The following is a 19,903-nucleotide window of genomic DNA, read 5'->3' as shown; positions in this document are numbered from 1 at the left end:
CTGAATGACATTGCCTCTGGAGACGGTCAGACCAAGCCAGCTGCGTCTGTTGGTGCTTGTTCCGGATTACGTCGATTTTCTGTGGCTGACAGCGCTGCTGTCGCGCGACCCCGAATTGGTTCCCGACGCCACCTGGTGTCCGGACCTGATCGATTGTGACGACCTGATCCACAACGCCAGTTTTGATGTCATCGTCTGGGACTGCGTGTTCCACTCCGGTTCCGAGTCCGCCTTCCTGCAGTACCTGGCCGTGGCCAGCAACGAAAAGCCCATCCTGGCCCTGAGTGCCGAAACCGAGCGCGCGCGTGCGCCGGACCTGCTGGCGGCCGGCGCCGACGACTATCTGTGCCGGCAGAGCCTGGACCAGTGGAGCCTGCGCCGGGCCGTGCGCGGGCTCTGGTACCGGGAACAGCTGTCGGAATCGGCCCATGGCCAGTTGGGCCGCGACGTCGCCACCGGGTTCATCAATCGCGACCTGTTCTTCGACCGGCTACAGCAGTCGTTGCTGCGGGCGGAACGGGGCGGCGACCGGCTGGCCCTGCTGCACCTCAACATCGACGATTTCCGCAGCATCAACGAATCCTTCGGTTACCAGAAAAGCGACCTGCTGATGATCCGGCTGGCCGAACGCCTGCGCCAGGCCCTGCGCCGGGTCGATTCGCTGATGCGCATCGGCGGTGACGAGCTCGCCATCATCGTCGAGAAGGTCGAGGATTCCCTCGACATCACCCAGATCATCCGCAAGGTAGTCAGTGTGCTGGACGAGCCGGTGACCCTGGATGGCCAGGCCATCGCGGTCAACGCCAGCCTCGGCGTGGCCACCTACCCGGAGGCCGGGGACAGCCCGGAGACCCTGCTGCGCCGGGCCAATCGCGCCATGTTCGAAGCCAAGCGCGACCCGGGCACCAGCTACCGCTTCTACGACCGGCACCTGCACGTGTCCGCCGGCTATCAGCTGCGCCTGGAGGCCGACCTGCGGACCGCACTGCGGGGCCGGGAGCTGGAACTCTACTACCAGCCCCGCATTGACCTGGCCACCGAGGAGGTGCGCGGGGTGGAATGCCTGCTGCGCTGGAATCATCCGGAGCGTGGCCTGGTGGGACCGGACGAGTTCATTCCGGTGGCCGAGCGCAGCGGGCTGATCGTGCCCATCGGCTACTGGGTGATCGAGCAGGCCTGCCAGCGCCTGCAGGAGTCCGCCGACCTGGGCTTTCCCGGCCTGGTGTTCGCGGTCAACCTGTCGTTCCGTCAGTTCCACGACCGCAAGATGACCGAGACCATCTTCCGCATCATCTTCAACGCCAATGTCGACACCAGCCTGCTGGAGCTGGAGCTGACCGAAAGTGCGATGATGCACGACCCCGAATACGCCCAGCGGTGCCTGCGCGAACTCAACCAGCTGGGCATCAGCTTTGCGCTGGACGATTTCGGCACTGGCTTCTCGTCCCTGAGCAACCTCCAGCACCTGCCCATTTCCCTGGTCAAGATCGACAAGTCCTTCGTCCAGGAATTGGGCCACTCCGCCGACGCCGAGCACATCATCCGCGCCATCATCAGCCTGGCCCACAGTCTGCAGATCAGTGTCGTGGCCGAGGGTGTGGAAACCGAGGGCCAGCTCGAGTTCCTGCGCCAGCAGCACTGCGATGAGATCCAGGGCTACTATTACGCCCGTCCCATGCCCTGGCACGACCTTGTGCAATTCCTGCGCAGCCGCGGACAGTCCGCTTGCCTGCAACGTTAAGCCGCTGTACCTTTCCTCCTTTAATCCGACACCGATCCCAGTTTACAGAGGTTGCATGAACAGTATTTCCAGGCGCATCGCCGACGAGCTCGGCGTTCGTGAACAACAGGTCAATGCCACCGTCGAACTGCTTGATGAGGGCGCCACCGTTCCGTTTATCGCCCGTTACCGGAAGGAAGTCACCGGATCCCTGGACGACAGCCAGCTCCGCTCCCTGGAAGAGCGCCTGCGCTACCTGCGTGAACTGGAAGACCGTCGCAGCACCATCCTCAACAGCATCGAAGAGCAGGGCAAGCTGACCGACGAACTGCGTGCCAGCATCAACGATGCCGACACCAAGAACCGCCTGGAAGACCTGTACCTGCCGTACAAGCCCAAGCGCCGGACCAAGGCCCAGATCGCCCGGGAAGCCGGTCTTGAACCCCTGGCCGACGCCCTCTACGAGGACCCGACGCAGGACCCGGAAACCACCGCCCAGGGCTACCTCAATGCCGAGGCCGGGGTGGACGACACCAAGGCCGCCCTCGATGGCGCCCGCTACATCCTGATGGAGCGCTTCGCCGAGGACGCCGAACTGCTCGGCAGCCTGCGGGACTTCATCTGGCAGGAAGGTCAGCTCAAGGTGTCGGTGATCGAGGGCAAGGAAACCGAAGGCGCGAAATTCCGCGACTACTTCGATCACGTGGAGCCGCTGAAGAAGGTGCCCTCGCATCGGGCCCTGGCCATTCTCCGTGGCCGCAACGAGGGCATTCTGGCTTACACCCTGGTGGTGGGCGACGCCGACGAGGATCGCCGGGCCCCGCACCCGGCCGAGCAGCGCATCGCCGCGCACTGGAACATCCGGGACAACGACCGGGCTGCCGACAAGTGGCTGTCGGAGGTGGTGCGCTGGACCTGGCGGGTCAAGCTGTCGACCCAGATCGAGACCGATCTCATGGCCCAGGTGCGCGAAGCCGCCGAAACCGAAGCCATCAACGTCTTTGCCGCCAACCTGAAAGACCTGTTGCTGCTGGCGCCGGCCGGGCCGCGCCCGACCCTGGGCCTGGACCCGGGGCTGCGGACCGGGGTCAAGGTCGCGGTGATCGACGGCACCAGTCAGGTGGTCGGCCACGGCGCCATCTACCCGCACGCGCCGAAGAACCAGTGGGACCCGTCCATCGAGCAGCTGGCCAAGTGGTGTCGGGACTACAAGATCGAACTGATTGCCATCGGTAATGGCACCGCGTCCCGGGAAACCGAAAAGCTGGTGGCGGATCTGTGCAAGCGCTACCCGGAACTGAAGCTGGCGCGCATCGTGGTGAGCGAATCCGGGGCCTCGGTCTATTCCGCCTCCGAGTTCGCCTCCCGGGAACTGCCGGACCTGGATGTGACCATCCGCGGCGCGGTGTCCATCGCCCGCCGCCTGCAGGACCCGCTGGCCGAGCTGGTGAAGATCGAACCCAAGTCCATCGGGGTCGGCCAGTACCAGCACGACGTGTCCCAGGTGCAGCTGTCCCGCAGCCTGGACGCGGTGGTCGAGGACTGCGTCAACGGCGTCGGCGTCGACCTGAACACCGCCTCGGTGCCGCTGCTGGCCCGGGTGTCCGGCCTGAACCAGAGCATTGCCCAGAACATCGTTGATTTCCGCAGCCAGAACGGTCTGTTCAACAACCGCAAGCAGCTGCTCAAGGTCGCCCGCCTGGGCGACCGCACCTTCGAGCAGGCGGCGGGCTTCCTGCGCATCGCCGGCGGCGACAACCCGCTGGATCGCTCGTCGGTGCACCCGGAGGCCTACGGCGTGGTGCAAGCCATCGCCGCCAAGAACAACCGCAAGGTCGAGGACATCGTCGGCGATTCCGCGTTCTTGCGTGGTCTGAAACCCCAGGACTACGTAACAGAACAGTTCGGGGTGCCGACCATCAAGGACATCATTGCCGAACTGGAGAAGCCGGGGCGCGATCCGCGACCGGAGTTCCGCTTTGCCAGCTTCGAGGAAGGGGTGGAAACCCTCAGTGACCTGGAGCCCGGCATGGTGCTGGAAGGCTCGGTCACCAACGTCACCAACTTCGGCGCCTTCGTCGACATCGGTGTGCACCAGGACGGACTGGTGCACATTTCCGCGCTGTCCCATACTTTCGTGAAGGACCCGCGGGAAGTGGTCAAGGCCGGGGACATCGTCAAGGTCAAGGTGCTGGATGTGGACATCCCGCGCAAGCGCATTGCCCTGTCCATGCGCATGGATGACCAGCCCGGTGCCAAGAACGACGGCAAACCGGCCGGTGCCGGACGTGGCCGGAGCGAGTCGAAAGGCGGTGGCCGTGGCCCGCGCCAGTCGGGCGGCGGGCAGAAACAGCAGCAGGGTGCCATGGCGGGCGCACTGGCCCAGGCCCTGGCCTCGGCGCGCAAGGATGGCCGGTAACCGGTTCTCTATCTTTTCATCGGTCCAGGCCGCTCACGAGGCGGCGCGGACCAGAGCAGGAGTTCACCATGGCTGAATCCCGCCACTCTGTGTTTCGCCAGTTTGCCGCCAGTGACTGGAATGGCTTCCTGAAAGGGGTCGAGAAGGAAGGTCTGCGGGTCGACCGGAACGGCTTCATTGCCCAGACTCCGCACCCCCAGGCGCTGGGCTCGACCCTGACCCACCCGCGCATCACCACCGACTACTCCGAGGCCCTGCTGGAGTTGATCACCCCGGTGTGTTCCAGCACCCAGGCCATGCTGGCGTCGCTGCGGGACATCCACCGGTTTGTGCAGCAGAACCTGGGCGACGAGCTGTTCTGGTCAGCCAGTATGCCCTGCGAGCTGGACGGCGATGCCAGCATTCCCATCGCCGAGTACGGCAGCTCCAACATCGGCAGGCTCAAGCATGTGTATCGACAGGGCCTGGCGGTGCGCTATGGCCGGATGATGCAGAGCATCGCCGGGGCGCACTACAACCTGTCGCTGCCGGACAGTTTCTGGCGCACCTGGCAGCAGGCCCTGGGGAATGAACAGACCTTAAAAGACTTCAAGTCGGACCAGTACTTCTGGCTGATCCGCAACTTCCGCCGCCGCAGCTGGCTGCTGATGCTGCTGTTCGGCGCTTCACCGGCGCTGGACGCCAGCTTTGTCGCCAACGTCAGCCACGAGCTGAGCCGGTTTGACGCCCACACCTGGTTCGGGCCGGACGCCACCTCCCTGCGCATGGGGGATCTGGGCTACCACAACAACGCCCAGTCGTCCCTGAACATCTGTTTCAACGAACTCAGCACCTACACCCAGACCCTGGACCGGGCCATCCACACCACCTGGCCAGCCTACGAGGCCATCGGCACCCGGCGCGGCGACGAGTTCATCCAGATCAACACCAGCGTGCTGCAGATCGAGAACGAGTACTACAGCGCGGTGCGGCCCAAGCGGACCACCGAGCGCGAGGAAAAACCGATACAGGCGCTGGAGTCCCGGGGCGTGGAGTACATCGAGGTGCGCTGCCTGGACCTGGACCCGTTCTCGCCGGTTGGGGTGAACGAAGCCCAGGTCGATTTCCTCGACCTGTTCCTGCTGGACTGCCTGCTGGCAGACAGCCCCCGCATCGGCGATGCCGAGTGCGAGCGGCTGGATGACAACTACAAGGACGTGGTGGCCCGGGGCCGGTATCGGGACCTGAGCCTGTGCCGGGGCGGGAACCGCACCCCGGTCGACCAGGCGGCCCGGGAACTGTTCGATCAGCTGGAGCCGCTGGCGGAACTGCTGGACGGCTGGAACGGTGGTGACACCTATCGCTCGGCCCTGGCCGAGCAGCGCCGGAAACTGCCGGACACCGGCGCCTGGGCCGTTCCCTCGGCCGAGGTGGTGGCGGCCATGCAGAGCTCCGGCTTGGGCCATCGGGAGTGGGTCATGGAGCAGTCCCGTCGCCATCAGCAGGCGTTGCGCAGTGAGACCCTGGATCCGGAGGTGCTGGCCGCGTTCCAGACCATGACCCGGGAGTCACTGGGCGAGCAGCAGCGCATGGAAGCGGCGGATGGTCAGCCCTTTGCCGAGTTCCTCGACCAGTACCTGAAATCCTGAGCGCAGCCCCTGCCTCCGAAGTGGACCTGGTGCACAGAAACTGACCAGAAACCTGTCAGACTGTGGCTTTACGGTTAGCGTCTGTAACACCACGGGCAGGGGAGCGGTCATGGCAAGGGATATCAAACTCGGCTGGGACGTCGAGGCATTGAACAAGGCGTACCGTCAGGGCCATATGGCGGCCTCCATGGGGCTGGAGAAGGCCCGGTGCCCGTACCGGGGCGAGGTGGTGATTGCCGCCTGGGAGGCCGGTTGGGACGACGCCGACCTGGCGGTCCGGCAAAGCCGACCGGATCCGGACGACCTGTTCTCCCGCATCGCCTGACCCGGCCCGGTTACCTACTTCTGCACCACAAACTCCGTAAACAGCACACCGGTGACCGTCTCACCGGTTTCCTGCGCCGCCAGCACCTGGTTGATCCGGGTCTTGGCTTCTTCCCGCAGGGCCGTCTGGCCCTCCATCGAGCTCAGGCGTTCGGCATCGGTCTGTTCACCGAACAACATCACCAGCTCGTGGCGCAGGCTGGGCATGTGCGCCTCCACCGCAGGCCGGGCACCGGTGCTGGACACCCGCAGGCTGACCGACGCTTTCAGGTAGGTGACCTTGGCGCCGGGCTGGCCCACGTGGGTGACGAACGGCGGGTCCATGGCGACGTAGTCGGTGATGCCCGGTTCCTCGGTGGTCTCCTCCTCCGCTTCGGTGTCCTCGGCATGGAGCGGCATCGCGGCCAGGGAACTCAGGAGAAACGCCAACATCAGAACGGGTTTTAGCTGAAGTGTCATAAGCTTGAAGTTGATCCTGGTTTAGGGTTTAGTGGCCAATCATCAGCGACGCCACCGGACGCTCCGAGAATAGCAGGCCCGGTGTGTGGATGCAGGTTCAATTAATCAATCCGAGGTGTTCTTTTGACAAGCAGATGGGTGTTCGGGCTGGTATTTCTGGTGTGCGCCGGGTTGCTCGGGGTGGCCTTTTACATGGAGCACGTGATGGGGCTGGAACCCTGCCTGCTGTGCTGGCTCCAGCGCTTTGGTTTCATGGGGGCCGGACTGGTCAGCCTGTTCGCCTTCCTGCAGGGGCCGACCGGCGTGGGCGTGCGTATCTATGGCGGTCTGCTGGCGGTCACCGCCGGGGTCGGCCTGGGCATCGCCGGGCGTCAGCTCTGGCTGCAGAGTCTGCCGGCCGATCAGGTGCCGGCTTGTGGCCCGTCGGTGGACTACATGCTGGAAGTACTGCCGTTCTTCGACGTGCTGGCCACGGCGCTCAAGGGCACCGGTGATTGCGCGGAAGTGGTGTGGCGCTTCCTGGGCCTGAGTATCCCGGGCTGGACGGCGGTGTTCTTCACCGGGTTGGTGCTGGTTGGTCTGGTGCTGTTGTTCCGTCGACCAACACCGCCTGCCAGCATTGCCGGCTGAAACGGTTGCGGCAGACCGCAGGCATGGGGTAAGTTGAAATCAACTTAATGCACACGAGACCGGATCAGTAGAACCAGATCACCAAGCGGAGAACAGGCGTCATGTTGGAAAATTGCCGGAATGCCAGGGAAAGATGGGGCGGGGTCAGCGAACTGATCGATCGCTGGCTCAAGGAACGTCAGGAGCTGCTGGTCTACTACTGTGAGCTGTCCGGTGAAAGCGATTTCACCCAGACCGAGGCGCTGAAGGAAAAATTCGTGCGGCTGTGCGAGGTGCTGGTGGATTACGTGTCGACCGGGCACTTCGAGATCTACGAGCAGCTGGTGCGGGAAGCCAAGGAATTCAACGACGGCGGCACAGAGCTGGCGGCCAAGGTCTACCCACGCATTGCCGAGACCACCGAGGTTGCGCTGAACTTCAACGACCGCCTGGATGGCCGCGCGCTGTCCGAGAGCGACATCAAGGCGTTGTTCGAGGAGCTGTCGAAGCTGGGCGAGACCCTGGAAACTCGCTTCGAGATGGAAGACTTCCTGATCGAGCATCTGCACAACGTGCACGCCAGCAAGGTGGCTTCCGCCTGAGTCACCGAACGGGCAAAAAAAAGCCTCAGCACCGGACACCGGGCTGAGGCTTTTTTGTGGCTGCGAGTTACTCGGAGCCGTCCGCCTGCGGGTTGATGTCCAGCAGTTCGACGTCGAAGATCAGGGTTTCGTTCGGGCCGATGGCGCGGTTGCCACCCGGGCCGTAGGCCAGGTCGGCGGGAATGTAGAGCTTGTAGCGGGCGCCTTCACTCATCAGTTGCAGACCTTCGGTCCAGCCCGGAATGACCTGGTTCAGGGCGAAGGTGACCGGTTCGCCGCGCTCCCGTGAGCTGTCGAAGACCTCGCCGGACAGGAGCTCGCCGGTGTAATGCACCTGAACGGTGTCGGTGGCGGCCGGCTTGTCTCCGGAGCCTTGCTCGAGGACCTCAAACTGCAGGCCGGACTCGGTGGTTTCCACTTCCTCGCGGTCGGCGTTCTCGGCCAGGAAGGCTTCGCCCGCTTCCTGGTTCTTCTGGGCCAGCTCTTCCATCTGCTGGCTCTGCTCCTGCTGCAGCTCCTGCTGGTAGGCCATCAGCGCCTGCTGGATCTCTTCCCGGCTCATGCGCTGGGTTTCCTGATCGCCGGCGTGGCCGTGCTGGATGCCCTGGAGGAACTGGTCCATCTGCAGGTCTGGCAGGTCGTTGCTCATACGCTCACCGAGCACCAGACCCATGCCGTAACTGACTTTCTGGTCGGTGGACTCCAGTTGCGGATCTTCCGGAGTTTCTGGCGGGGTGGAGCAGCCAGCCACAATGCCAGTCATCGCCAGTGCAAGCAGTGTCTTTTTCATTGCTTCATCCTTTAACGTATGTGCAGGGGCGAGCGCCCCGAAGAGTGTGTGTCAGTACGCAGAAGGTAACGGGTTCCCGCGGCCGTTGCCACTGAACATGTGTTAACAAACCAGACGGATTCCCTTAACTGCCATTGACCCCCGGGGAGGGAGCCATCGAGAAGGGGGCGCTGTAGGGGGACTGCCAATCGGTGTCCGGATCCACGGCCCGGCGCCGGCTCAGTTCCTTCTCCGAGCGTTCGATGGCCAGGGTGTTCCAGGGGCCCTGGGCCGGCGGCTGATCGGCGTAGTGCCAGTTGCCCTCGGTGTCCTGCCATTTGAAGACGATGGACGGCCCCTCGGTCGGAATCGGGGACGGAACCAGCCCCTCAAACGCGGGGATGTCGGTTTCCGGTTCGTCGGCGACGGTCTCGGTCACCTGCTCGGGGCCATTGAGGCCGAAGACGATCAGCAACAACAGGAAACCCAATGCCGGGAACGAGAGCCGTATAAGCCATTTGGTGATCATGGCTGGAGGTCTCCCTTGGAGAAGGCGGCCAGGGTGCCGGCCAGTGTGTTCAGTTGGGGCTGCATGCGATCGGCAGCCCCCGCGGTCGGCGCAGCGGCCACCAGATTGGCCCGAATCAGTTCTCTGCTTCCTTGCATATCGCCGGTTTCCGGATCGTTGGTTGTCAGGGTTTGCCAAGCCAGTGCCAATTCAATACGTTCGGCATCCAGTTCGAGACTTGCCACGCCGGCCCGAAATTTCCCCGGCTCGGCGTCTGCCTTGGGCAGGGCCTGTCGAATCGCCCGCAGGGCACCGGTTACACGCTCCCGCCACTCTGTTACCGTAGCGTCCTCGAGGCCCGAGTAGCGGCGGCCATGCAACGCCAGCCAACCGGCCGACAGCAGGCGCGTGACGCTCCAGCCCTGCTGCTGCAACGCCAGGCACTGCGCCTGCACGTTGTCGAATTGCCAGAACGCCAGGGCAAACCGCCACAGCGGATTGTCGGGCTGCAGGTTGGCCGGTAAAGCCAGGCCGGTATCGGTCGGTGTTTTCGTTGTGCTTTCTGGAACAGCCGACATAACCACGGGGCCTTCCTTGACAACTTTACGTTGATAAAATAGACACATGCTAACGATAACGGATCTCAGTTTACAACGGGGCGGCGTCTGGTTGCTACAGTCGGTCAACCTGACCGTTCAGCCCGGCCAGCGGGTGGCCATTGTCGGCGCCAACGGCGCCGGCAAATCCAGTCTGTTCCAGCTCCTGCTCGGCCAGTTGGCGCCCGAGCAGGGCACCGTGTCGCTGCCCGGCGGCTGCCGGATTGCCCACATGGCCCAGGAGGTCGAGGCGTCCGAACGCAGCGCCCGGGATTTTGTCCTCGACGGTGACCTGGAGCTCCGACGTCTGGAGCGGGAGCTGGCCCAGGCCGAAGCCCGGGGTGACGATCACGCCCAGGCCCGGCTCCACGGTGAACTGGACGTGCACGAGGCCTGGTCCGCGCCCCGGCGGGCCGAAGCCCTGCTGCGCGGTCTCGGTTTTTCCGACGCCGACACCGGTCGTCCGGTCTCGGCCTTCTCCGGTGGCTGGCGCATTCGCCTCAACCTGGCCCAGGCGCTGATGCGCCCGTCCGACCTGTTGCTGCTGGATGAGCCCACCAACCACTTGGACCTGGACGCCTGCCTGTGGCTGGAAAACTGGCTGCGCCGGTACCCGGGCACCCTGCTGTTCATTTCCCACGACCGGGATTTCATGGACCGGGTCGCCAGTCACGTGGTGCACTTCGATCGCCAGCAGCTGGAGCTGTACACCGGCAATTACACCGCCTTCGAAGGCCAGCGCAGTGAACGCCTGGCGCAACAGCAGGCCGGCTTCGAGCGTCAGCAGGCCCGGATTGCTGAAATCCAGCGGTTCATCGACCGGTTCAAGGCCAAGGCCACCAAGGCCCGTCAGGCCCAGAGCCGGGTCAAGGCGCTGGAGCGGATGGAGCGGATTGCCCCGGCCCACGTCGACTCGCCGTTCAGCTTCGAATTTCCGGTTGCCGAGAAGGTCTCCAACCCGCTGTTGTCGATCCGACACGGCCAGGCTGGTCATGGCTCGACGCCGATTCTCGATGGCATTCATCTTACGCTCTTGCCGGGCAGTCGAATTGGCCTTTTGGGCCCGAATGGCGCCGGCAAATCGACCCTGATGGACGCTCTGCGCGGCGAGAAGACCCTGCTGGCGGGCGAGCGCACCTGTGGCGAGCACCTGGCCATCGGCTACTTCGCCCAGCACCAGCTGGAATCACTGGATCTGGACGCCAGCCCGTTCCTGCATCTGCAGCGCCTGGCGCCCAAGGCGTCCGAGCAGAGCATTCGCAATTTCCTGGGCGGTTTCGATTTTCATGGCGACGAGGCCCTGAGCGCGATCCGGTCGTTCTCCGGTGGCGAAAAAGCCCGGGTGGCCCTGGCCGTGATCGCCTGGCAGCGGCCAAACCTGCTGTTGCTGGACGAGCCCACCAACCACCTGGACCTGGAGATGCGTCAGGCCCTGACCATGGCCCTGCAGAACTTCGACGGCGCCATTGTCGTGGTGTCCCACGATCGCCATCTGCTGCGCAACACCGTGGATGAGTTCTGGCTGGTGAACGAGGGCCGGATCGAGGAATACCAGGGCGACCTGGAGGATTACGAACGTTGGCTGGCGGATCGCCGCAAGGACGAGGCCGAGGCGCCCCGGCGACCGCAGAACGGCGACGGCGCCAACGGTGCGGCCGCCACGGACAGCGCGGTCGGTGAAAGTGCCGAGGATCGCAAGGCGCGCAAACGGGCCGAGGCGGCCCTGCGCCAGAAGCTTAGCCCCTATCGCAAGCAGCAGACGGCGCTGGAGGCGGAAATGGACAAGTTGCAGCAAACCCTGACGGCGCTGGAGTCGGATCTGGCCGATCCCGGTCTGTACGACGCCGACGGCAAGGCCCGGCTGCAGGAACTGCTGGGCCGGCAGGCCGAGGCCAAGGGCCGACTGGAAACGGTGGAAGCGGAATGGCTCGAGGTCAGTGAAACCGTGGAGTCCCTGGAGACCGAGCTGGCCGGCTAGGCCGGCTCAGCCGCCGACAATCTCCAACTGGAAGTCCTGTTTCGCCAAATAGTCGCGCTCGTTCTCCAGGTCGGCCAGGGTGAGCGGCCGGTCGGCCAGCCAGCCCTCGTCAAACTCCACCACCAGCTTGCGGTCGTCGGCGCTCAGCCGGAACCGGGGCGGGGGCTCGAGATTGCGCGGATGCTGGATCAGCACCGCCAGACGGACCAACACGCACAGGTAGCGCAGCCGGGTTTCGTCTTCCGGTTCCAGGCCCTCGAAAATGGCCGGGGAGAACTTGCGGCGATGGCCGCGCACCAGGGTGGCCAGGTCCCGCTGGAACTGCTGGCTGAAGCCGGGCAGGTCGGAATAGCGCAGCAGGTAGGCGCCGTGCTTGTGGTACTGGCTGTGGGAAATGGTCAGGCCAATCTCATGCAGCCGACAGGCCCAGCGCAGGGCTTCCTCGTCACTGGTGGTGCGCAAGTTCCAGGTGTTGGCGACCTGCTCCCAGGCCGCCACGGCCGTGGCCTCGACCGCCGCGCCATGATCCTGATCGACGTGGTAGCGCTCCTGCAGCGCCGAAATGGTCCGCTCGCGCACATCCTCGTGCCGGAACCGGCCGGCAATGTCGTACAGCAGCCCCTCGCGCAGGGCGCCGTCGGCGAAGGTCATGTCGTCAATGCCCAGGGATTGGAAGGCGGCCATCAGGATGGCAAAGCCGGCCGGGAAAATGCTCCGGCGGTCTTCCCGGATCCCCAGGTCCCCCAGTTTCTCGGTCTTGCCCATGTCCACCAGGCGTTTGCGCAGTTCCTGCATGCCGGTGCGGGTGATGGTGCCATCGGTGATTTTCAGACTGGCCAGGGCGTTGGAGATGGCCTTGATCGAGCCGGACGAACCCACGGCACTCTGCCAGCCAACGGAGCGATAATGCTGGCGGATGTTGAGAAGTTCCTGCTCGGCGTGGGTAATGGCCTTGTCCATCTGCCGGCGGGTGATCTTGCCGTCGGGGAAGTAGCGGTTGCGGAAGGACACGCAGCCCATGTGCAGGCTCTCGAGGACCTGGGGCTCGAAGCGCTGACCGATGATGAACTCGGTGCTGCCACCGCCGATGTCGATCACCAGCCGCCGGCCACTGTCGTCGGACAGGGTGTGGGACACCCCCAGGTAGATCAGGCGGGCTTCCTCGCGCCCGGCGATGATCTCCACCGGATAGCCCAGCACTTCCTCGGCCCGGTCCATGAACGCCTGGGCGTTACGGGCCACCCGCAGGGCGTTGGTGCCGACAATCTGCACCGAGTCGGCGGGGATGCCGTTCAGGCGCTGGGCAAAGCGACTCAGGCAGGCCAGGGCCCGTTCCTGGGCTTCCGGGGTCAGCCGGTTGTGCTCGTCGAGCCCGGCTCCCAGTTGCACCTTCTCGCCCATCTTTTCCAGGGTGCGGATCTCTCCGTGTACCAGCCGGGCCACCACCATGTGGAAACTGTTGGACCCCATGTCGATGGCGGCGAGGACCTCTGAAGAGGAAGGCGCAGCGTTTTCGGCGGTGGATGCGGCCGTCACGTTGGTCGAAATCCTTTTAAGATGAGCTTTGGCGCTACTATAAGCGAAATCCCTCAGGACTGTCAGTAACGGACAGACCGATCTACCGCTTCACATATTGCGGACCAATCGCGTAAAGTATGGCGTATCTCGATTAGGGTGAAAGGCCGCCGGCCATCGAGCCAGAGGCCTTTCGACGAAGTAAACAGCGCCCCGCCGCAGTAAGACACGCACACTGCCAGGGTGTGGGGCGCACGAATCAGGAAAGGGTAATGAGCGGAAATATCGTAAACGTAACCGACGCTTCTTTTGAGCAGGACGTACTGCAGTCCGACGTTCCGGTACTGGTTGACTACTGGGCCGAGTGGTGCGGTCCCTGCAAGATGATCGCGCCGGTGCTGGAAGAGATTGCCGACGAGTACGATGGCAAGCTGAAGATCTGCAAGCTGAACATCGACGAGAACGAGCAGACTCCGCCGAAGTTCAACATCCGCGGTATTCCGACCCTGATGCTGTTCAAGAACGGCAATGTCGATGCCACCAAGGTGGGCGCCCTGTCCAAGTCACAGCTGGCCGCCTTCCTGGACAGCAATCTCTGATTGCCGTCCGTTAAAAAAACCGCCCCTGGGCAGCGCTCACGGGCGGTTTTTTGTGCCTGTATGTCGGTGACCCGGATGGGCTGAGGTGCTTATCACTCCCAAGTAGGTCGGCCTGGCAAAGGCAGGTTTGAAAATGTGCGGAGCCATGGATGGCGGAGCCAAGCGTACACGGACGTATTCACAGCGGTTTTCAAACCTGCCTTTGCCAGGGCGGCCGGTCGCCAGTCTCAGTTCAGGCCCAACGCCTTTTGTCAGGCGTCGCTACTTCCCGGGCGTCCAGGCGTCACTGCGAGCAACATCGGACTCTTTCTGCTCCACCCAATGTTCCCCGGTGGCGGTTATTTCCTTCTTCCAGAACGGCGCCGAGGTCTTCAGCGCATCCATCAGAAACTGGCAGGCGGCGAAGGCGTCGCTCCGGTGCGCACTGCACACCCCGACGAAAACAATCTGATCCTGCAGCGCCAGACGCCCCACCCGGTGGATCACCCGCGCCTGACGCACGTCCCAGCGGGAGGACGCCTCGGCGATCAGTCCCTCGATGACCTGCTCGGTCATGCCCGGGTAGTGCTCCAGGTACAGGCCTTCGACCCCGCTCAGGTCGCCACTGTCCCGCACCAGGCCGGTGAACGTGGCGATGGCGCCGGTGCCGGCGCCGCTGGCCCGGAGTCGCTGGTATTCGGCTGCCGGATCGAAATCACCGGTTTGGATGGAAATCATGTCAGCCTCCGGTCACCGGCGGGAAAAAGGCCACCTCATCGCCGGCTTGTACCTGGGTGGACAGCTTGGCCATGGTCTGGTTCACCGCAATCATCACCGGCTGGTCGCCCTGCAGTTGGGCCCAGGCACCGCCCCGTTCGGCCAGGGTCGCCAGAATGGCGCCAGTGGTCAGATCGGGTTCGGCCGGCAGCGTCAGCTGTTCGGTGTCCAGCTCCTCCCGCAGGCGGGCGAAAAAACGGATGGTGATGGTGTCTGCAGTCATGGTCAGGCCAGAAGCTCGGTGAATGAATAGTAGGTTAACACGTCGCCGACCCGGACCTCGGCGTTTTCCGGAATCACCGCCAGGCCATCGGCCCAACAGGCCGAGCTGAGCATGCCGGAGCTCTGGTTGGGGTAGGCCGACAGGCGCAGCTCACCGGCCTCCAGCCCCTTGCGGGCCCGGAAGAAACCACGACGGATGGACGGTGAGGGCACCTCGAAGCCCGCCGGCAGGCGCTCGCCCACTGGGTGAATCCGGGGCTGGCCCTGGCACTGGCGGATGAACGGCATGACGATCATCGCGAAGGTGACCAGGACCGCGGCCGGGTTGCCGGGCAGCCCGAGTAGCGGGGTGCCCTCGATCTGACCGAACGCCAGCGGCTTGCCCGGTTTGATCGCCAGGCGCCAGAGCGACAGCTTGCCGGAGGCTTCCAGGGTCGCCCGCACGTGATCTTCCTCGCCCACCGAAACTCCACCGGTGGTGATGATCAGGTCGGCCTGGCGGGCGGCGCGCTGCAGGGACGCCTCGGTGGCGGCGCGGTCGTCCGCCAGGCTCTCGCACAGCACCACCTCGCAGGCCGCGTGCTGCAACAGGCCCAGCAGGGTGAAGCGGTTGGTGTTGTAGATCTGGCCCGGCCCGAGCGGAGCGCCGGGTTCCACCAGCTCGTCGCCGGTGGTCAGAATGGCGACCTTCAGTCGGTTCTTGACCGGGACCCGGGCCACGCCCATGGAGGCCAGCAGCCCCAGTTCCTGGGGGCGCAGCCGGGTGCCCGCGGGCAGGGCCAGATCGCCTTGCTTCAGATCCTGGCCCCGGCGCCGGATGTTCTGTCCCGGCGTGACCTCGGTGCCGACCCGGATGCCGGCGTCCGACACCTCCACCTGCTCCTGCATGACCACCGCGTCGGCGCCCGCCGGTATCTCGGAGCCGGTAAAAATCCGCGCGGCGCTGCCCTCGGCCAGCGGCGTGGGCGCGGTGCCGGCGGGAATCCGTGCCGACACCGGAATGGTCTGGCCTTGTGCCAGGTCGCCCTGGCGCAGGGCATAGCCGTCCACGGAACTGTTGTCGGCCGGCGGCACATCCGCCGGCACCAGCTGGTCCTGGGCCAGAATGCGGTCCAGGGCCTCGGGCAGGGCGACGGTTTCGGTGCCGGTCAGGCTGGGCGCCCGGGACAGCAGATGGGTCAGGGCGTCTTCCAGGGGCGTCAGGTCAGAGCTGGCCATGCGCGGTCCTCCTCGGTGGTTCGGCAATGGGCTCAGTTGGGTGCCCGGGTTACGATGGCTTCGTTGACCCGGTGCAGGGGTTTGTCCGGCTTGCGCAGCACCAGCCCGGCAAAGTTGCAGGGGTTGTGGCGGCTGTCGAGCTGGTTGCGCAGGATGCCGTCCCAGCCGGTGCGGCAGGCCCCGGTGGAGCCGGGCAGGCAGAAGACCACGGTGTGGTTGGAGAGGCCGCCAAAGGCCCGGGACTGAATGGTGGAGCTGGCGATCTCGGCGGCGGACTGGCGCCGGAACTCCTCGCCAAAGCCGTCAATGGTCTTGTCCAGCAGCGGCGCGACCGCTTCCGGCGTGCTGTCCCGCTCCGAAAAGCCGGTGCCGCCGGTGATCAGCACCACGTGCACGCCCGGGTCGGCAATCCAGTGTGCGACCAGGGCGCGTATCAGGTACACGTCGTCCGGCAGGATGCGGCGGGCGGCCAGCTGATGGCCGGCTTTCAGCAGACTGTCGGCTAGAAACTGGCCGGAGGTGTCCTGATCCGGGCCGCGGGTGTCCGACACGGTCAGCAGGGCGATGTTGAGGGGCTTGAATTCGCCGTTCAGGTCGATGCCCATGGTGTGGTCTCCGTAAACTTCGATAGATACTGGTCTGCCAAGTATCCGGATCACGGCCGGGGATTGGAAGGGCCGGCCCGGTCAGGGCGCGAGTCACCCGGCTGTGCCGGGAAGTGGTGTTAATTTGGGCAGTTTACTTGACATTCGCCAGTGAGGTGGTCGATGATCCTTGTTGCCCGGGAAGCGGTTGTTTCCACTCTCTGGCTTCAGACCCTATTTAATCCGGACTCCATCTACCCGGTTGCTCCATCTGGCCAGCAACAAGTTCAACGACGTTAACTTTTGATCAACCCGTTCAGGGGCACCCCTGTCATCCCATTATTCGTTTACTTCCATTCCTGAAAATCCAACAAACTATGAATCTAACTGAACTCAAGCAGAAATCCATGCCCGAATTGCTCGATATTGCGCAAGAGATGGGCCTCGATAACCTGGCTCGTTCGCGCAAGCAGGATGTGATCTTCACGATTCTGAAGAAGCATGCCAAGAGCGGCGAAGACATCTACGGTGACGGCGTACTGGAAATTCTGCAGGACGGTTTCGGCTTCCTTCGTTCTGCCGATGCCTCCTACCTGGCCGGTCCTGACGACATCTACGTATCCCCGAGCCAGATTCGTCGATTCAACCTGCGCACCGGCGACACCATCGCCGGCAAGATCCGGCCTCCGAAAGACGGCGAGCGTTACTTCGCGCTGTTGAAGGTCAACGAGATCAACTTCGACAAGCCGGACAACGCCCGCAGCAAAATTCTGTTTGAAAACCTGACGCCGCTGTTCCCGGAAGAACGGCTGATGCTGGAGGCCGGCAACGGCAGTACCGAGGACCTGTCCTCGCGGGTGCTGGACCTGGTGGCGCCGATCGGCAAGGGCCAGCGTGGCCTGATCGTGTCCCCGCCCAAGGCCGGTAAGACCCTGCTGATGCAGAGCATCGCCCAGTCGATCACCCGCAACAATCCGGAGTGCCATGTGATGGTGCTGCTGATCGACGAGCGTCCGGAGGAAGTCACCGAGATGCAGCGCACCGTGCGCGGCGAAGTGATTGCCTCCACCTTCGACGAGCCGCCGGCCCGTCACGTGCAAGTCGCCGAGATGGTGATCGAGAAGGCCAAGCGTCTGGTCGAGCACAAGAAGGACGTGGTGATCCTGCTGGACTCCATTACCCGTCTGGCCCGCGCCTACAACACCGTGATCCCGTCCTCGGGCAAGGTGCTGACCGGTGGTGTTGACGCCCACGCTCTGGAAAAGCCGAAGCGGTTCTTCGGTGCCGCCCGTAATGTTGAGGAAGGCGGCAGCCTGACCATCCTGGCGACCGCGCTGGTGAACACCGGTTCCAAGATGGACGAGGTGATCTACGAGGAGTTCAAGGGCACCGGTAACATGGAAGTGCACCTGGATCGTAAGATCGCCGAGAAGCGTACCTACCCGGCCATCAACATCCGCAGCTCCGGCACCCGCCGCGAAGACCTGCTGATGAGCGAGGCGGATATCCAGAAGGTGTGGATCCTGCGCAAGCTGTTGCACTCCATGGACGACGACATTGGTGCCATCGAGTTTCTGCTCGACAAGCTCAAGGACACCAAGACCAACGACGAGTTCTTCCAGTCGATGAAGCGTCGTTGATAGGCCTGGTCCGGAGCAGGCGCCGTTGCGCGTCTGGCTCCGGAGTGGCCAGTGCCGGGCCTTCGCGTCCCGGACACGCCGTTAATACGTCCCTGTAGGCTTGGTCTTGCCATCCCTGGCAAGACACAGTCCGGGACGCGAAGGCCCGGCACTGACGGTGACCGGTTCGCGCCCCGACCTTCCTCCCTGCTTCGGTCACGGAAGGCATCCGTTAGCTACCCAGACCCGTACAAAGCCCGAAACCTTCGGAGTACGCGATGAAATACAACGACCTGCGAGACTTTATCGACCAGTTGGAAAGGCTGGGCGAACTGAAGCGCATCTCGGTTGAAGTCGACCCCCACCTGGAAATGACCGAAATCTGCGACCGTACTTTGCGGGCGGGTGGACCGGCGTTGCTGTTCGAGAATCCGAAGGGCTATGACATGCCGGTGCTGGCCAATCTGTTCGGCACGCCGAAACGGGTGGCACTGGGGATGGGGCAGGACAATGTCACCGCGCTGCGGGACATCGGTAAGCTGCTGGCGTTTCTGAAGGAGCCGGATCCGCCCAAGGGGTTCAAGGACGCCATCGAGAAACTGCCGCTGTTCCGGCAGGTGATGCGGATGAGCCCCAAGGTGCTGCGCTCGGCGCCGTGCCAGGAGGTGGTGCTGGAGAAGGATCAGGTCGATCTGTACCAGATCCCGGTGCAGCACTGCTGGCCGGGGGATGCCGGGCCGTTGGTGACCTGGCCGCTGGTGATTACCCGCGGGCCGCATAAGGAGCGGCAGAACCTGGGCATTTACCGGCAGCAGGTGATTGGTCGCAATCGGCTGATCATGCGCTGGCTCAGTCATCGCGGCGGCGCGCTGGATTTTCAGGAGTTCCAGAAGGCCAATCCGGGCCAGCCCTATCCGGTGGCGGTGGCGCTGGGCGCCGATCCGGCAACGATTCTGGGCGCGGTGACGCCGGTGCCCGATAGCCTCTCGGAGTACGCCTTTGCCGGGTTGCTGCGGGGCAGTCGGACCGAGCTGGTCAAGGCCGGGCTGAGTGATCTGCAGGTGCCGGCCAGTGCCGAGATTGTGCTGGAAGGGTTTATCTATCCGGACGACATGGCGCCGGAAGGCCCGTTCGGGGATCACACCGGGTATTACAACGAGGTCGATCAGTTCCCGGTGTTCACCGTGGAGCGGGTCACCCATCGCAAGGACCCGATCTACCACAGCACCTACACCGGTCGCCCGCCCGATGAGCCGGCGATTCTTGGGGTGGCGCTGAACGAGGTGTTCATTCCGATCCTGCAGAAGCAGTTTCCGGAAATCGTGGATTTCTATCTGCCGCCTGAGGGTTGCTCCTACCGGCTTGCAGTGGTGACCATGAAGAAACAGTACCCCGGCCATGCCAAACGGGTCATGATGGGGGTATGGTCGTTCCTGCGTCAGTTCATGTACACCAAGTTCGTGATCGTCACCGACGATGACGTCAATGCCCGGGACTGGAAGGATGTGATCTGGGCCATGGCCACGCGTATGGATCCGGCCAGGGACACGACCCTGGTGGAGAATACGCCCATCGATTACCTGGATTTTGCCTCGCCGGTGTCCGGTCTGGGCTCCAAGATGGGCCTGGACGCCACCAACAAGTGGCCGGGTGAGACCGACCGCGAGTGGGGCGAGCCAATCACCATGACCGACGAGGTCAAGCAGCGGGTGGATGCCATGTGGGATCGCCTGGGGATTGAAACTGGCCCCGATCGCCCCGATTGATAGGGGCAGATC

19 protein-coding genes are annotated in these 19,903 nt (G+C 64.0%); 10 read left to right on the top strand and 9 right to left on the bottom strand.

Annotated features, from left to right (window positions below):
* Window positions 1-4: 4 nt before the first annotated feature.
* The 4 genes from U5822_RS03960 (at window position 5) to rmf (ending at window position 6,092) form a co-directional block, all read left to right on the top strand.
* Complete coding sequence (locus U5822_RS03960; RefSeq protein WP_322854325.1) at window positions 5-1,741, top strand: GGDEF/EAL domain-containing response regulator; 1,737 nt, start codon at window positions 5-7, stop codon at window positions 1,739-1,741.
* A gap of 55 nt (window positions 1,742-1,796) precedes the next feature.
* Window positions 1,797-4,139, top strand: coding sequence for a Tex family protein (locus tag U5822_RS03955; RefSeq protein ID WP_322854324.1), 2,343 nt, complete (start codon window positions 1,797-1,799; stop codon window positions 4,137-4,139).
* A gap of 68 nt (window positions 4,140-4,207) precedes the next feature.
* On the top strand, window positions 4,208-5,767 hold the full coding sequence (gene gshA, locus U5822_RS03950) for a glutamate--cysteine ligase (RefSeq protein WP_322854323.1): 1,560 nt from the start codon (window positions 4,208-4,210) through the stop codon (window positions 5,765-5,767).
* Between the two features lie 109 nt (window positions 5,768-5,876).
* Entirely contained in the window at window positions 5,877-6,092 is a 216-nt protein-coding gene (gene rmf, locus U5822_RS03945; protein ID WP_322854322.1) for a ribosome modulation factor, read from the top strand.
* A gap of 14 nt (window positions 6,093-6,106) precedes the next feature.
* Here rmf and U5822_RS03940 read toward each other — a convergent pair whose 3' ends face one another.
* Window positions 6,107-6,550 carry a flagellar basal body-associated FliL family protein gene (locus U5822_RS03940; protein WP_322854321.1) on the bottom strand — a complete coding sequence of 148 codons (444 nt, stop codon included), beginning with the start codon at window positions 6,548-6,550 and terminating at the stop codon, window positions 6,107-6,109.
* A gap of 123 nt (window positions 6,551-6,673) precedes the next feature.
* Between U5822_RS03940 and U5822_RS03935 the strand changes: the two genes are divergently transcribed.
* A complete protein-coding gene (locus tag U5822_RS03935) occupies window positions 6,674-7,180 on the top strand; it encodes a disulfide bond formation protein B (protein ID WP_322854320.1) in 507 nt (168 codons plus the stop codon).
* Window positions 7,181-7,281: 101 nt separating this feature from the next.
* On the top strand, window positions 7,282-7,761 hold the full coding sequence (gene rsd, locus U5822_RS03930) for a sigma D regulator (protein WP_322854319.1): 480 nt from the start codon (window positions 7,282-7,284) through the stop codon (window positions 7,759-7,761).
* A gap of 67 nt (window positions 7,762-7,828) precedes the next feature.
* Here rsd and bamJ read toward each other — a convergent pair whose 3' ends face one another.
* The 3 genes from bamJ to U5822_RS03915 form a co-directional block, all read right to left on the bottom strand.
* Window positions 7,829-8,551 (bottom strand): BamJ family beta-barrel-assembly machinery protein, encoded by a 723-nt coding sequence (gene bamJ, locus U5822_RS03925; protein ID WP_322854318.1) that lies wholly within the window; start codon window positions 8,549-8,551, stop codon window positions 7,829-7,831.
* 124 nt (window positions 8,552-8,675) lie between these two features.
* Window positions 8,676-9,059: a DUF4124 domain-containing protein gene (locus U5822_RS03920; RefSeq protein ID WP_322854317.1), complete on the bottom strand. Its 384-nt coding sequence runs from the start codon at window positions 9,057-9,059 to the stop codon at window positions 8,676-8,678.
* Complete coding sequence (locus tag U5822_RS03915; RefSeq protein ID WP_322854316.1) at window positions 9,056-9,616, bottom strand: DUF2390 domain-containing protein; 561 nt, start codon at window positions 9,614-9,616, stop codon at window positions 9,056-9,058. Before U5822_RS03915 ends, U5822_RS03920 begins: the two co-directional genes overlap by 4 nt.
* Before the next feature lie 46 nt (window positions 9,617-9,662).
* Between U5822_RS03915 and U5822_RS03910 the strand changes: the two genes are divergently transcribed.
* Window positions 9,663-11,612, top strand: a complete 1,950-nt coding sequence (locus U5822_RS03910; protein WP_322854315.1) for an ATP-binding cassette domain-containing protein — start codon at window positions 9,663-9,665, stop codon at window positions 11,610-11,612.
* Between the two features lie 6 nt (window positions 11,613-11,618).
* Here U5822_RS03910 and ppx read toward each other — a convergent pair whose 3' ends face one another.
* Entirely contained in the window at window positions 11,619-13,148 is a 1,530-nt protein-coding gene (ppx, locus tag U5822_RS03905; RefSeq protein ID WP_322854314.1) for an exopolyphosphatase, read from the bottom strand.
* A gap of 251 nt (window positions 13,149-13,399) precedes the next feature.
* Between ppx and trxA the strand changes: the two genes are divergently transcribed.
* A complete protein-coding gene (trxA, locus tag U5822_RS03900; protein ID WP_012139190.1) occupies window positions 13,400-13,726 on the top strand; it encodes a thioredoxin TrxA in 327 nt (108 codons plus the stop codon).
* Between the two features lie 261 nt (window positions 13,727-13,987).
* Here the strand turns inward: trxA and U5822_RS03895 are convergent, their stop codons facing one another.
* From U5822_RS03895 to moaB, 4 genes are read right to left on the bottom strand one after another with little or no spacing between them, the layout of a single operon-like run.
* Window positions 13,988-14,443 carry a molybdenum cofactor biosynthesis protein MoaE gene (locus U5822_RS03895; RefSeq protein WP_322854313.1) on the bottom strand — a complete coding sequence of 152 codons (456 nt, stop codon included), beginning with the start codon at window positions 14,441-14,443 and terminating at the stop codon, window positions 13,988-13,990.
* A 1-nt stretch (window position 14,444) separates the two neighbouring features.
* A complete protein-coding gene (gene moaD, locus U5822_RS03890) occupies window positions 14,445-14,705 on the bottom strand; it encodes a molybdopterin converting factor subunit 1 (RefSeq protein WP_322854312.1) in 261 nt (86 codons plus the stop codon).
* Between the two features lie 2 nt (window positions 14,706-14,707).
* A complete protein-coding gene (locus U5822_RS03885) occupies window positions 14,708-15,922 on the bottom strand; it encodes a molybdopterin molybdotransferase MoeA (RefSeq protein WP_322854311.1) in 1,215 nt (404 codons plus the stop codon).
* A gap of 32 nt (window positions 15,923-15,954) precedes the next feature.
* Window positions 15,955-16,527 (bottom strand): molybdenum cofactor biosynthesis protein B, encoded by a 573-nt coding sequence (gene moaB / locus U5822_RS03880; RefSeq protein WP_322854310.1) that lies wholly within the window; start codon window positions 16,525-16,527, stop codon window positions 15,955-15,957.
* Between the two features lie 356 nt (window positions 16,528-16,883).
* Here moaB and rho point away from each other — a divergent pair, with 356 nt between their 5' ends.
* Together rho and ubiD are read left to right on the top strand one after the other, a co-directional pair.
* Window positions 16,884-18,146 (top strand): transcription termination factor Rho, encoded by a 1,263-nt coding sequence (gene rho / locus U5822_RS03875; RefSeq protein WP_322854309.1) that lies wholly within the window; start codon window positions 16,884-16,886, stop codon window positions 18,144-18,146.
* Between the two features lie 257 nt (window positions 18,147-18,403).
* Window positions 18,404-19,891, top strand: a complete 1,488-nt coding sequence (gene ubiD / locus U5822_RS03870; RefSeq protein WP_322854308.1) for a 4-hydroxy-3-polyprenylbenzoate decarboxylase — start codon at window positions 18,404-18,406, stop codon at window positions 19,889-19,891.
* Window positions 19,892-19,903: the final 12 nt, after the last annotated feature.

The organism is Marinobacter qingdaonensis, assembly GCF_034555935.1.
In the GTDB taxonomy this organism is placed as follows: domain Bacteria; phylum Pseudomonadota; class Gammaproteobacteria; order Pseudomonadales; family Oleiphilaceae; genus Marinobacter; species Marinobacter qingdaonensis.
This window is presented reverse-complemented; position numbering and strand designations above follow the sequence as displayed.